General features: G+C 39.8%; 16 protein-coding genes. 8 read left to right on the top strand and 8 right to left on the bottom strand.

The window, feature by feature from the left end; all coding sequences use genetic code 11:
• Nucleotides 1-29: 29 nt before the first annotated feature.
• From lysS to JQ841_RS06370, 5 genes are all read right to left on the bottom strand, one after another.
• Nucleotides 30-1,520 carry a lysine--tRNA ligase gene (lysS, locus tag JQ841_RS06390; protein ID WP_049547267.1) on the bottom strand — a complete coding sequence of 497 codons (1,491 nt, stop codon included), beginning with the start codon at nt 1,518-1,520 and terminating at the stop codon, nt 30-32.
• 137 nt (nt 1,521-1,657) lie between these two features.
• A complete protein-coding gene (locus JQ841_RS06385; protein WP_203180447.1) occupies nt 1,658-2,275 on the bottom strand; it encodes a histidine phosphatase family protein in 618 nt (205 codons plus the stop codon).
• On the bottom strand, nt 2,275-2,757 hold the full coding sequence (locus tag JQ841_RS06380; protein WP_175879989.1) for an aminoacyl-tRNA deacylase: 483 nt from the start codon (nt 2,755-2,757) through the stop codon (nt 2,275-2,277). The genes JQ841_RS06385 and JQ841_RS06380 overlap by 1 nt, the downstream gene beginning before the upstream one ends.
• On the bottom strand, nt 2,757-3,599 hold the full coding sequence (locus tag JQ841_RS06375) for a DUF368 domain-containing protein (RefSeq protein WP_203180446.1): 843 nt from the start codon (nt 3,597-3,599) through the stop codon (nt 2,757-2,759). The genes JQ841_RS06380 and JQ841_RS06375 overlap by 1 nt, the downstream gene beginning before the upstream one ends.
• Before the next feature lie 93 nt (nt 3,600-3,692).
• The gene (locus JQ841_RS06370) at nt 3,693-4,493 is read right to left on the bottom strand and encodes a glycoside hydrolase family 25 protein (protein WP_078238386.1); all 801 of its coding nucleotides are present in this window, start codon (nt 4,491-4,493) and stop codon (nt 3,693-3,695) included.
• 155 nt (nt 4,494-4,648) lie between these two features.
• Between JQ841_RS06370 and glmU the strand changes: the two genes are divergently transcribed.
• From glmU to JQ841_RS06335, 7 genes are all read left to right on the top strand, one after another.
• A complete protein-coding gene (glmU, locus tag JQ841_RS06365) occupies nt 4,649-6,028 on the top strand; it encodes a bifunctional UDP-N-acetylglucosamine diphosphorylase/glucosamine-1-phosphate N-acetyltransferase GlmU (protein WP_203180445.1) in 1,380 nt (459 codons plus the stop codon).
• A gap of 9 nt (nt 6,029-6,037) precedes the next feature.
• Nucleotides 6,038-6,583 carry an NUDIX hydrolase gene (locus JQ841_RS06360; RefSeq protein WP_203180444.1) on the top strand — a complete coding sequence of 182 codons (546 nt, stop codon included), beginning with the start codon at nt 6,038-6,040 and terminating at the stop codon, nt 6,581-6,583.
• 11 nt (nt 6,584-6,594) lie between these two features.
• On the top strand, nt 6,595-6,906 hold the full coding sequence (gene macP, locus JQ841_RS06355; protein ID WP_000517862.1) for a cell wall synthase accessory phosphoprotein MacP: 312 nt from the start codon (nt 6,595-6,597) through the stop codon (nt 6,904-6,906).
• Between the two features lie 16 nt (nt 6,907-6,922).
• Complete coding sequence (locus tag JQ841_RS06350) at nt 6,923-7,615, top strand: 5'-methylthioadenosine/adenosylhomocysteine nucleosidase (protein ID WP_203180443.1); 693 nt, start codon at nt 6,923-6,925, stop codon at nt 7,613-7,615.
• Nucleotides 7,616-7,691: 76 nt separating this feature from the next.
• Nucleotides 7,692-8,183 carry a chromosome segregation protein RocS gene (gene rocS, locus JQ841_RS06345; RefSeq protein WP_000021242.1) on the top strand — a complete coding sequence of 164 codons (492 nt, stop codon included), beginning with the start codon at nt 7,692-7,694 and terminating at the stop codon, nt 8,181-8,183.
• A 252-nt stretch (nt 8,184-8,435) separates the two neighbouring features.
• Nucleotides 8,436-9,026, top strand: a complete 591-nt coding sequence (locus tag JQ841_RS06340) for a 3'-5' exonuclease (RefSeq protein WP_049547260.1) — start codon at nt 8,436-8,438, stop codon at nt 9,024-9,026.
• Between the two features lie 8 nt (nt 9,027-9,034).
• Nucleotides 9,035-10,798 carry a glycerophosphoryl diester phosphodiesterase membrane domain-containing protein gene (locus JQ841_RS06335; protein ID WP_203180442.1) on the top strand — a complete coding sequence of 588 codons (1,764 nt, stop codon included), beginning with the start codon at nt 9,035-9,037 and terminating at the stop codon, nt 10,796-10,798.
• A gap of 72 nt (nt 10,799-10,870) precedes the next feature.
• On the opposite strand, the gene JQ841_RS06330 is transcribed toward JQ841_RS06335, so the two are convergent.
• The 3 genes from JQ841_RS06330 to JQ841_RS06320 all read right to left on the bottom strand — a co-directional run bounded on the left by JQ841_RS06330 (nt 10,871) and on the right by JQ841_RS06320 (nt 12,638).
• A complete protein-coding gene (locus tag JQ841_RS06330; protein ID WP_000981526.1) occupies nt 10,871-11,170 on the bottom strand; it encodes a YbaB/EbfC family nucleoid-associated protein in 300 nt (99 codons plus the stop codon).
• A gap of 194 nt (nt 11,171-11,364) precedes the next feature.
• Entirely contained in the window at nt 11,365-11,607 is a 243-nt protein-coding gene (locus tag JQ841_RS06325) for a type B 50S ribosomal protein L31 (RefSeq protein ID WP_000710764.1), read from the bottom strand.
• A gap of 95 nt (nt 11,608-11,702) precedes the next feature.
• Complete coding sequence (locus tag JQ841_RS06320; protein WP_203180441.1) at nt 11,703-12,638, bottom strand: DHH family phosphoesterase; 936 nt, start codon at nt 12,636-12,638, stop codon at nt 11,703-11,705.
• A 103-nt stretch (nt 12,639-12,741) separates the two neighbouring features.
• On the opposite strand from JQ841_RS06320, the gene JQ841_RS06315 reads away from it, so the two are divergent.
• Nucleotides 12,742-13,185, top strand: a complete 444-nt coding sequence (locus tag JQ841_RS06315; RefSeq protein WP_001162125.1) for a flavodoxin — start codon at nt 12,742-12,744, stop codon at nt 13,183-13,185.
• Nucleotides 13,186-13,279: the final 94 nt, after the last annotated feature.

The following is a 13,279-nucleotide window of genomic DNA, read 5'->3' as shown; positions in this document are numbered from 1 at the left end:
TCCCCTGGCAAGTACCAGAGGATAAGAGTTTATTTCATTGTTGGGAAGAGCAATACATCACGGATAGTGGTTGTATCAGTGAGGAGCATGCAGAGACGGTCGATACCGATTCCCAAACCACCTGTTGGTGGCATACCGTATTCAAGAGCTTCAATGTAGTCATAGTCGATACCTGTCGCTTCATCGTCACCAAGTTCTTTAGCTTTAGCTTGGGCTTCAAAACGGCTAAGTTGATCGATTGGGTCGTTCAACTCAGTAAAGGCATTACCGTACTCCTTAGTCATGATGAAGAGCTCGAAACGGTCTGTAAAGCGTTCGTCTTCAGGATTTTTCTTAGCGAGTGGAGATACAGCTACTGGATGTCCATAGACAAAGGTTGGTTGGATCAAGGTTTCTTCAACAAACTCTTCAAAGAAGGCATTGATAATGTGACCAACTTCAGTGTAGTGTTTCTCAACTGGAACTTTCTTCTCAGCAGCGATAGCTTTAGCTTCTTCCAAAGTCATATCTTGCCAGAAATCTACACCAGTAATTTCTTTGATAGCATCAACCATGTGAACACGTTTAAATGGTTCGTTGATTTTGATTTCAGTTCCTTGGTAGTTAACTGGACCATCGCCTTTAACAGCTTTAGCAGCGTGTTGGATAATGCCTTCAGTCAAGTCCATGATATCTTGGAAGTCTGCATAAGCTTGGTATACTTCGATAGAAGTGAACTCAGGGTTATGTGTAGCATCCATTCCTTCATTACGGAAGATACGGCCAATTTCATAGACACGTTCCATACCACCAACGATAAGACGTTTCAAGTGAAGCTCAGTTGCGATACGAAGCACCATATCAATGTTTTGGGCATTGTGGTGAGTGATAAATGGACGAGCAGCAGCACCACCAGCTTCGTTGTGAAGAACAGGTGTTTCCACTTCAAGGAATCCTTTTTGGTCAAGGTAACGACGGATTTCAGAAATGATTTTTGAACGAGTGACAAAACGCTCAAAACTTTCACGGTTAGAAATTAAGTCAAGGTAACGTTTACGGTAAATCGTTTCAACGTCTGTCAAACCATGGAATTTCTCTGGAAGTGGACGAAGGGCCTTAGACAAGTGTGTAATGTGAGTTGCCTTGATAGAGAGTTCTCCCATATCTGTACGCATCACTTCACCTTCGACACCAAGGAAATCACCTAGGTCTGCTTTTTTGAAGATTTCGTAGTTTTCTTCACCGACAGCATCTTTACGTACGTAGATTTGGATTTGACCTTCGCGGTCTTGAAGGTGGGCAAATCCAACTTTACCTTTACCACGTTTAGTTACCAAGCGTCCTGCGATAGTAGCTGTTTCGTTTTTATCGTGTAATTGTTCTTTATCGAGGTCAGCATATTTATCTTTTAATTCTTGAGAGTTAGCAGTACGTTCAAAACGTTTTCCAAAGGGATCGATTCCTTGTTCACGGAGCGCAGCCATTTTTTCACGGCGAACGATCTGCTGGTCATTTAGTTCTTCCATATGTTCTGTAGACATGGGATCCTCCTAGTTTTACTCAAAATTGAATACGATGAGTCATTTTTTGCGATACTCCCATTTTATCATAAATAACCAAGAAATTCACGGATAATCTTTAAAAACTAAAAAGAACTTGACGATAAAATCAAGTTCTGTTATTGATAAGAAGTATCATTCCACGTATCAAGAGTGAATGTTTGAAAATCATGGGTTTCAAGAATGGTCAGGCTGGCATTTGCTAGACCGCTATCTTTACGAAGAAGAGGTTCTTTATAGCCTAGTAGAGTACGAAGACTGGCAGTAAGATTGGCGCCGTGGCCGACAATTAGAATATGCTCAGCCGGACTATCTTTGAGTGATTTGATAAATTGGATAGTCCGTTGGGTTGTGCTATAGAGGGATTCGGCTCCGAACATTTGAGTGTCAAACTTGGCAAGATTCGTACGGAAAGCTTTGATTTGTTGCGGGTAAATAGCTTCTAGAGTTGCGATTTTTAAACCTTCTAATTTCCCCAGCTGCCATTCACGGAGATTAGGAACACTTTCTAAAGGACAGGGCATCTGGAGTTGACTTTGGATAATTTCGGCAGATTTGACTGCCCGAGGTAAATCACTTGAATAAATCTGATCAAAAGGAATCTTTTTGAGATACTGGCCTAGTTTTTTGAGAGTGTCAATGGATTCAGGAAGAAGGGGAGAATCGCCACTAGCACCTTGAAAGCGTCCTTCCTGATTCCAGACGGTGCGACCGTGGCGGACAAAGTAGAGTTTCATTACTTGCTGTCCTCCAAAATATCTGCAAAGTCAGCCTTTACAAAGCTAGCCAAGTCTTGTGGTGCGACGATAATGCTGTGACCGACTTCCCCAGCAGAGACAATCATTTGATCCAAGTCTAGGGCGATCTTATCGATAAAAATGGGGTAATTGTGTTTCTGACGAATGCCAACAGGATTATTGGCTCCGTGAATGTATCCTGTTGTTTTTTCCAAGTCTTTTTGTGGAATCATGCTCACTTTTTTATTGCCAGAAATTTTGGCTAGTTTCTTTTCAGACAAATGTTGGGTGATAGGGACAATTCCGATAATCGGTCCTGTCTTGTCTCCCAAAAGAGCCAAGGTTTTGAAAATCTGATCTCGTTCATAACCTTGCGGAAGTTCTCCTTCCAGAGCATTGATTTGAATCCCTTGATGTGGGATACCTGCTTTGGACAGGATTTGTTCTACTAATGTTTTTTTGACTTTAACTTTTTTTGCCATTATTTATACTTATCCTCCAATTGGCTCATCCAAATACCAAGCCAGATTCCCAAGGCAAAGAAGAAGGCAATGATGACATAACCAACAAGTGAAATACCGGTATATTGGATGCTTTCAGCGTTCCCTGCATTTGGAATCAAGATCAAAAGAGTACTTGATAGGACGATACCGATGATGAAATGATAGACGCGTGAGTGGTAGTTGTTTAAGGCATAATCCATCAATTTTGAAAAAATGATAAGAGTTGCACCTGCTCCGATTCCAATCGGGAAGAAGGTGCCCAAGAGGTCAAAGGTTTTAAAACCTGTTAGCATAGGAGCATAGAGGCCCAAAATCAAAAGGAGATTTGATGGACTAAGGCCAGGAACTAATACGCCAAGAGCCAGCAGTGCACCAGATAGGACGAAATTAAGAAAGCTGGCACTTAAGGTTCCAACAACAAAATTTAAGGCATAGAGTCCTAGTCCAGAAATGATAAAGGTTGTCCAGAACCAAGCTAAATCAATCTTGTCTCTGTCAGATTCTCGAGTTGATTCTTTTAGGAGGCTAGGAACCGTGCCAATGATGGCACCTGCGAAGCTCCATAAGACAAAGACCTGATAATTTTCAAGCAGGTATTCAATCGGGTAAGAAAATAAGCCGATTCCCAGAAGCATACCGATGGCAACTGGAATAAAGTACAAAACATTTTCTTTAAAGTCTTTAAAGGGATGGGCCAGAAAGCCAATCATCCGTTCATAAATTCCTAAGATTGCTGCTAGAACCCCTCCGGAAATTCCCGGTAAGATAAATCCAAGAGCAATCACAATGCCTTTAATAAGGCGTGCAAACCATGAGAGCATATTTTTCCTCCAACTATTTCTATTTCAAAAATCCTTACTATATTGTATCACAATCAAACACAAAAAGAAAAAGCAAATGATAAACAAATGCTTTTAAGGTTTTAAAAAGAGTTTTCTAAAGGTTTCTTCTTTGTTTTTTAAGGAAGAGATGACGTTGATATCCAAATCGTGGTCAAAACCAGCAATTTTTCCTTTAGAAGTGTACTGGTGGATGTCGTAATCTAAATCAGTTTTTGGAGTTGCTTCGTAAAATCCTGAGTCAGAACCATAGGAAGGAATCCAAACAGACGTAAACTTGTCTGTATCAATACTGTGTTCTTCCATGAAGTAGACTCCAACGTAGATTCCGATGTTTTTAGCACCCAGTGATTCTAGCTTTGCTCGAAAGGCTTCAACACCCTCGTTCATATTAGACATGGTTTTTTCTTCCACGTCTAGCCAATAGTAGCTAGGGCTGTATGGTGATGAAGCGTTATAAAAAACTTCAGCGGCCTTTTCCATTTCCTGGACATTTTTTCCAGCTACATAGGCATAGACACCAACTGGGACATTTCGTTTTTGAAACTCAGTGATATGGGTTTTAAAGGCCTTGTCAACACCATTAACATAGGAAGCATCGTTCTCTTTGGACGTTTGAGCACCACTATGGACGCGAACAATAGCTCCAGAAATGTTTTGGGAGAGAGTATCGTAATTAATTTCCTCAGGACGTTGCCAACCAGAAACATCAATTACCGGTTTATCTATATTGTGTAGCGCCTGTGTCTCTACTTGCGCGATATTTGACTTTGTTTTTACAGGATGGTCCTCAAAACGAGGGCGATTCAGGATTAAAATGAAAATCATAATCCCAAAAAAACCAAATAAAATAAGCGGATTAATTTTCTTTCTCATATCTCATAATTTTACCTTAAAAATGAAAAAAAATCAAAAAAAATACTCAAAAAATGGGTTAAGGAAAGGACTTTGGAGCATTTTTTCATTCAAGGGCGCGGAATGATTTGAAATATGGTATAATAAAAGGGAATTTCTAGAGAAAAGAGAAGATTATGTCAAATTATGCCATTATTTTAGCAGCGGGTAAAGGGACTCGCATGAAATCTGATTTGCCAAAAGTGTTGCACAAGGTTGCGGGTATTTCTATGTTGGAACATGTTTTCCGTAGTGTGGGAGCTATCCAACCTGAAAAGACAGTAACAGTTGTAGGACACAAGGCGGAATTGGTTGAGCAGGTCTTGGCTGGACAGACAGAATTTGTGACTCAATCTGAACAGTTAGGGACTGGCCATGCAGTTATGATGACAGAGCCTATCCTAGAAGGTTTGTCAGGTCACACCTTGGTTATTGCAGGAGATACTCCTTTAATCACTGGTGAAAGCTTGAAAAACTTGATTGATTTCCACATCAATCATAAAAATGTGGCCACTATCTTGACTGCTGAAACGGACAATCCTTTTGGCTATGGACGAATTGTACGTAATGACAATGCTGAAGTTCTTCGCATTGTTGAGCAGAAGGATGCTACAGATTTTGAAAAACAAATCAAGGAAATCAACACTGGAACTTACGTTTTTGATAACGAGCGTTTATTTGAGGCTTTGAAAAATATCAATACCAATAACGCTCAAGGAGAATACTATATTACAGATGTCATTGGCATTTTCCGTGAAGCTGGTGAAAAAGTTGGCGCTTATACTTTGAAAGATTTTGATGAAAGTCTTGGGGTAAATGACCGTGTGGCTCTTGCGACTGCTGAGTCGGTTATGCGTCGTCGCATCAATCATAAGCACATGGTCAATGGTGTTAGCTTTGTTAATCCAGAAGCAACTTATATCGATATTGATGTTGAGATTGCTCCTGAAGTTCAAATCGAAGCCAATGTTACCTTGAAAGGTCAAACGAAAATTGGTGCTGAGACTGTTTTGACAAACGGTACTTATGTAGTGGATAGCACTATCGGAGCAGGAGCTGTCATTACCAACTCTATGATTGAGGAAAGCAGTGTTGCAGACGGCGTAACTGTCGGACCTTATGCCCACATTCGTCCAGGTTCAAGTCTAGCTGCCCAAGTCCATATTGGTAACTTTGTTGAAGTTAAAGGCTCTTCAATCGGTGAGAATACCAAGGCTGGACATTTGACTTATATCGGAAACTGTGAAGTGGGTAGCAAGGTTAATTTTGGTGCAGGAACCATTACAGTTAACTATGACGGCAAAAACAAATACAAGACAGTCATCGGCAACAATGTCTTTGTTGGTTCAAATTCAACCATTATTGCTCCAGTAGAACTTGGTGACAATTCCCTCGTTGGTGCTGGTTCAACTATTACTAAAGACGTGCCGGCGGATGCGATTGCTATTGGTCGCGGTCGTCAGGTCAATAAAGACGAATATGCAATACGCCTTCCTCACCATCCTAATAATCAGTAGGAGTCTGTCATGGAATTTGAAGAAAAAACGCTTAGTCGAAAAGAAATCTATCAAGGACCAATATTTAAACTGGTCCAAGATCAGGTTGAATTACCAGAAGGCAAAGGAACTGCCCAACGTGATTTGATTTTCCACAATGGAGCTGTTTGTGTTTTGGCTGTAACAGATGAGCAAAAACTCATCTTGGTCAAGCAGTATCGCAAAGCTATTGAGGCTATCTCTTACGAAATTCCAGCTGGAAAACTGGAAGTAGGAGAAAATACAGACCCTGTCGCAGCAGCCCTTCGTGAATTAGAGGAAGAAACGGCTTATACAGGGAAGTTAGAACTCTTGTATGATTTTTATTCAGCCATTGGCTTTTGTAATGAAAAGTTAAAACTATATCTAGCAAGCGATTTGACAAAGGTAAAAAATCCGCGTCCCCAGGATGAAGACGAAACCTTGGAAGTTCTTGAAGTGAGCTTAGAAGAAGCTAAGGAATTGATCCAATCAGGTCATATTTGTGATGCCAAGACAATTATGGCTGTACAGTATTGGGAATTGCACAAAAAATAGAGGAGGTCAGTATGGGTAAACCTTTATTAACGGATGAAATGATTGAAAGAGCTAATAGAGGCGAAAAAATTTCAGGTCCCCCTTTGCTAGATGATGAGGAGACAAAGATTTTACCAACCTCATCTTCTCGTTTTGGTTATGCCAATCCTAAGGAACATGGTTTTAGCCAGGAAACCTTGAAGATTCAGGTCGAACCGTCTATTCATAAAAGCCGTCGCATTGAAAATACTAAGAGAAATGTCTTCAATTCTAAGTTAAATAAAATCTTATTTGCAGTCATCTTTCTCTTAATTTTGCTTGTCTTAGCAATGAAACTTTTGTAATAGAAAAGGAATTGAAATGAAAATAGGAATTATTGCGGCTATGCCAGAAGAACTGGCGTATCTGGTCCAGCATTTAGAAAATGCCCAGGAGCAAGTTGTTTTGGGGAATACCTATCACACAGGAAGCATTGCCTCTCATGAAGTCGTTCTTGTAGAAAGTGGAATAGGGAAGGTCATGTCTGCTATGAGTGTGGCGATTTTGGCTGATCATTTCCAAGTGGATGCTCTTATCAATACGGGATCAGCTGGGGCAGTAGCAGAAGGCATCGCTGTTGGGGATGTTGTGATTGCTGACAAATTAGCCCATCATGATGTGGATGTCACAGCTTTTGGTTATGCTTACGGACAAATGGCGCAACAACCACTTTATTTCGAATCAGACAAAACCTTTGTAGCCAAAATCCAAGAGAGTTTATCTCAATTGAACCAAAAATGGCACCTTGGTTTAATTGCTACAGGAGATAGTTTTGTTGCAGGAAATGATAAGATAGAAGTGATTAAGTCTCATTTCCCAGAGGTTTTAGCCGTTGAGATGGAGGGGGCTGCTATTGCCCAGGCAGCGCATGCTCTTAATCTTCCAGTCTTAGTTATCCGAGCTATGAGTGACAATGCCAATCATGAAGCAAACATCTCTTTTGATGAGTTTATTATCGAAGCTGGACGTCGCTCTGCCCAAGTCTTACTAGCCTTTTTGAAGGCCTTAGATTAAGCGAAAATTTGACAGTTTTTCTAGCTTATGATAAGATTTAAGTAAAGAAAAGCTAGAAAACGTTTCAGAGGATATTATGAGTATTGAAATGACCGTCAGTGAGATTGCAGAGGTCTTAGGATTATCTCGCCAAGCAATCAATAACCGTGTCAAAGAATTACCAGAAGAAGACACAGATAAAAATGACAAAGGGGTAACAGTCGTTACCAGAAGTGGCTTGATTAAGCTAGAAGAAATCTATAAAAAAACGATTTTTGAAGATGAGCCTGTCAGTGAAGATGTCAAGCAACGTGAACTGATGGAGATTCTGGTTGATGAGAAGAATGCAGAAATTCTTCGTCTCTATGAACAATTAAAAGCCAAGGATCGTCAGTTATCAGAAAAAGACGAGCAGATGCGCATCAAAGACCGTCAGATTGCTGAGAAAGACAAACAACTTGATCAGCAGCAACAATTGACCCTTCAAGCCATGAAGGATCAAGAAAATCTTAAGCTAGAGCTTGACCAAGCAAAAGAAGAAGTCCAATCAACTAAGAAAGGTTTTTTTGCTCGTTTATTTGGAGGATAATCAAGGAGCTGTTTAGGTTAAATGCTAACCTGATGGCTTCTTTTATTTCTAAATAGTATAGTTGCTCAAGTAATATTCAATGAAAATCAAAGAGCAAACTAGGAAACTAGCCGCAGGCTGCTCAAAGCACTGCTTTGAGGTTGTAGATAAGACTGACGAAGTCAGTTACATATATCTACGGCAAGGCGATGTTGACGTGGTTTGAATTTGATTTTCGAAGAGTATAAAATAACAGTATAGGAGAGGTATAGAATGGAACGATTAGAAGATTACATTGCTTTCGATTTAGAATTTAATCAGCATGAAGGGCAAACACACTTGATTCAAGTATCGGCAGTGCGTTTTAGAGATGGTCAGGAAATCGATGCCTATGATTCCTATGTCCATACCAGTGTGCCTCTAAAGAGTTTTATCAATGGTTTGACTGGGATTACAGCTGAGATCTTAAAAGATGCTCCTCCAGTGGAGAAAGTTATAAAAGATTTCCAAGAGTTTGTGGGTTCTTTACCCATGGTAGGCTACAATGCTGCTAAAAGTGATTTGCCTATTCTAGCAGAGCATGGTTTAGACTACAGCCAGCAGTATAAGGTGGATTTGTATGATGAAGCTTTTGAACGTCGGAGTTCGGATTTACATGGTATTGCCAATCTCAAGTTGCAAACCGTTGCCTCGTTTCTTGGATTTCAAGGTCAGTCTCATAATAGCTTAGAGGATGCTCGAATGACGGCGCGTGTTTACGAGTACTTTCTAGAGTCGGATAAAGCTAGAGAATTGTTAGGGGCAGAAAGTGGCCTATCGAACAATCCTTTTGGAGGCTTAGACTTGTCTCAATTATTTGATTAGGAGTGCCTATGAAACCTGAAAAACCTAAAAATCTAGGTTTTAAGCAGATATACTTTAATCTAGATAAAATACTCTTTCTCTTTTTCTTGACTTTCATGATGATTGAGTTTGTCTGGTTACCGTCAAATTCTTGGATTGCTGGACTTTTACTCCGTCAGACAGGCTATCTCTTTCTATCCTACAACAATATTTTTGCCATTATAAAGGGTTCTCCCTTTGTTAGTCTTGCTTTATTTACTCTGGTAATTGTTAATTTACTGGTCGCCTATTACCAGATAGGACTTCTCTTTATCGGAGCCCGGCACCTCCTCTATCATGAAAAGAGAACTTTGCTGGAGTACAGTCGTAAGGTCTTTCGCCAAAGTTTCTTGTTTATGAAGCAAGTGACACTTTCCAAGATAGCCTTTATCTTCTTTTATGTCATGATGCTCTTTCCATTGATTCGAAAGATTTTAAAGATTTACTACCTCAATAAAATTGTCATTCCAGACTTTATCGTTGATTATGTGGAAGACAAGTATTGGCTAGTAGGTATAGTGGTTACTATTCTGGCTTTACTGCTATTTTACATTTCAGTGCGCTTGATGTTTGCCCTACCTCAGCTTTTATTTGAGAAGAAAACAGTCAAAGAAGCAGTCAGATACAGTCTAGAGAAGACAAGAAAGCACTCTTGGTTTTATATTTGGAACTTGCTTTGGATTGTCGTCAAAACCTACCTATTTTTCATTCTTTTATTGATCCCAATCTTGACAAGTCAGGCACTGATGGATGGTTTGACCCATAAGGAATCTCTTGTGCTGGGAATTATCAACTTTGTCTTGATTAAGAATTTCCACTATATGGCCTTGACTTACTTTCTCATTAAGTTTGTTTCCTTCTTAACAGGAGAAGAATTAGAAATCACACCAAGGAGAAAGAAAGACCACTGGATGAGATGGGGAGTGATGGGATGTGCTGGTATCTTTTTCGCTCTTGAGGGTTATGTTTATTTAGAAGCTCCAGTTGCCAATAAACCTTTGATTATCTCTCACAGGGGAGTTTCTAATAAGAATGGTGTGCAAAATACCGTCCAATCACTAGAAAAAACCGCTCAGTTATCTCCAGACTTCGTTGAGACGGATGTTCAGGAAACAAAAGATGGCCAGTTTGTCATGATGCATGATGCCAATATCAAGAATTTGACAGGAGTTAATGCCAAACCTCAGGATTTAACCTTGGAGGAATTGACCAAACTCGATATTTCAGAAAATGGTTATCATAGCAAGGTGTCTAGTTTTGATGACTATCTCAATAAAGCCAATGAATTACATCAAAAACTCCTTATTGAAATTAAAACTAGTCGAAAAGATAGCCCAGATATGATGAAACGATTTATGGAAAAATATGGAACAGTTCTTAAGCAGAATGGTCACCAAATGCAATCTTTAGACTACCATGTGATTGATCAGGTGCTAGCCTACGATTCACAAATTCCAGTCTATTTCATCCTACCTTACAATAGTATTTTTCCAAGAACCAAGGCCACAGGTTATACTATGGAGTATTCAACCTTGGATGAAAATTTTGTCAACAAGCTTTGGAATACCGATCAGAAATTGTATGTTTGGACAATTAATAGTTCAGAGTCCTTTGATAAATCTGTTCATTTGGGTGCAGACGGCATGATAACGGATGATTTGGAAATGATTCAAGAGCAGGTTACCATTGCCCAAGAAGACCCAGAGTATACGGAATTGCTTTTCAAACAGGCCATGGAATTCTTTAATTTTTAGTAATCAAAAAGAGGAACAGTTGTTCCTCCCATGATAGGCAAGTATTCTCTTGAATGCTTGTTTTTCTTATGCTTAGAATGGCAATTTTCCAGCGAAAGCACCTAGTTTTTTCTTAGTCGTTTCATCGATTTGTTCAAGAGCAGAGTTGATGGCTTGAACTGTCATATCTGAAAGAGTTTCAAGGTCTTCTGGGTCAACAACTGCTGGATTGAAGTCAATGCTGACAACTTTCTTATCTCCAGTCAAGGTCGCTTGAACAAGGTCTTGAGCAGATTTGCCAACAAATTGCATAGCAGCAAGTTCAGCTTGGCTTTGTTCCATTTGTTTTTGAAGTTTTTGTGCTTGACGCATCATGTTTTGCATGTTCATCATGGTGATTTACAGTTTCCTTTTATCTTATTTTCTTTCCTATTTTATCAATTTTGGGGTTAAAAGTCTATTGTTAGTATAAATCCCCTAACATTAAATTACCGAAGAGATTTTCGAAGAGTACGAGTTTGGAACATGAAAACAGCAGTTGATTTGAAGAAACAAAAAAGAACAGCCAAAACTGTTCTTTTTTATGATTATTTGAGACCGTATTTTTTGTTGAAACGATCCACGCGTCCATCTGCTTGAGTGAACTTTTGACGTCCAGTGTAGAATGGGTGTGAGTCTGATGAAATTTCCACACGGATCAATGGGTAAGTTTCGCCTTCGAACTCAACTGTTTCGTTAGAGCGTTTTGTTGAACCGCTAAGGAATTGGTAACCAGTAGTTGTGTCCATGAAGACAACTGGGCGATATTCTGGATGGATATCTTTTTTCATTTTGCAATATTTCCTTTCTGCCATGGTCTCTTTGCGAGCCATAGATTGTTACCATACTAGTCTATCAGATTCTGAAAAGTTTGGCAAGTATTTTATCAGTTTTTAAGCAAGTTTTTTAACTTTTGGTAGATGATTTCGTTTTCTTCTAGGCTATAGGAATTAGCACCACTTGCTAGAGGGTGGCCTCCACCATCATGTTCTTTGGCAATTTCATTGATAGGATGAATTTTACTGCGTAAGCGAACACGGTAGTGGCCATCAGCCTGCTCCACAAAAATTCCCCAGAGACTAACACTGTCAATGCGTCCAGGAGCCCCCACAATGGCTGCAGTTTCAGCATCGGTCACATTGAATTGTTTCAAGACTTCTTGACTCAGGATAACGCGAGCTGCACCATTTTCATCCACTTCCAGATGGTCGTAGATATAGCCTTGAAGTTTAGCAATTTTGTAGCTCATAGTGTCCATTTTGCGAGTGAGAGCCGCAAAGTCAAAGTTCTGTTCTCTCAGAGATGCAGCCAGGCGGAGAGTCCGTGCAGTGGTAGAAGGGTAGAGGAATCGACCTGTATCACCAACAATTCCTGCAAAAAGTAGCTCAGCAGCTAGATCTGACAAGGCCAGATGGGTTGTTTCAGCAAATAGGGTAATCATCTCACTAGCACTGCTAGAATTAGTGTCTACCCAAGATAGATCACCATATACATCATCATTTGGATGGTGGTCAATCTTAATGAGAAAATCACCTTGACTATAGCGCTTATCATCGATGCGAGCAGTGTTGGCCGTATCACAGACGATGACAAGGGCGCCTTGGTAGGCACTATCTTCAACAAGATCCATTTCAGCCATCCAAGTGAGAGTTGGTTCATCAAAACCAACGGCTTTGATAGTTTTTTCTGGGAAATGATGTTTGAGAAGAGCTTTCAATCCCACCTGACTTCCCAAGGCATCAGGGTCTGGTTTCATATGACGGTGAATGATAATCGTGTCGTATTCTTTAATTTTTTCTAAAATTTGATGGCAAATGTCCATAAATAACCTCAATTCTTTCTCATTTCATTGTAGCACAAGAATTTTTATTTTTAAAATGAAAAAGATGTGATATAATGGAGAAAGATAAATTGAGGAGGACGATATGGCATTAGCAAAAATTGTATTTGCCAGTATGACCGGTAATACCGAAGAAATTGCAGATATTGTAGCAGACAAATTACGTGACTTGGGCTTGGATGTCGATGTTGATGAATGTACAACTGTTGACGCTTCAGACTTCTTGGAAGCAGACATCGCTATCGTTGCGACCTATACTTATGGTGATGGTGAATTGCCAGATGAGATGATGGACTTCTACGAAGACCTAGCAGATCTCAACTTGAATGGCAAAATTTACGGAGTGGTCGGCTCAGGAGATACCTTCTACGATGAATTCTGTAAGGCTGTCGATGACTTTGACCGCGTTTTTGTAGCGACAGGAGCAGAAAAAGGTTCAGAGTGTGTCAAAGTTGATCTCTCTGCTGAGGAAGAAGATATTGAACGCTTGGAACAATTTGCAGAAGAATTGGCTGCAAAAGTAGGATAAGAATAAACGTGCGCTGATGCAATCAATCAGTGCATTTTTCTTATCGTGACTTGGGATTTTACTAGCCTATTTGATGGCTTTTTGATACAATAAT

Source organism: Streptococcus mitis (assembly GCF_905187535.1).
GTDB classification, from domain to species: Bacteria; Bacillota; Bacilli; order Lactobacillales; family Streptococcaceae; genus Streptococcus; species Streptococcus mitis_BS.
The sequence above is the reverse complement of the archived record's forward strand: the minus strand, read 5'-3'. Positions and strand labels throughout refer to the sequence as shown.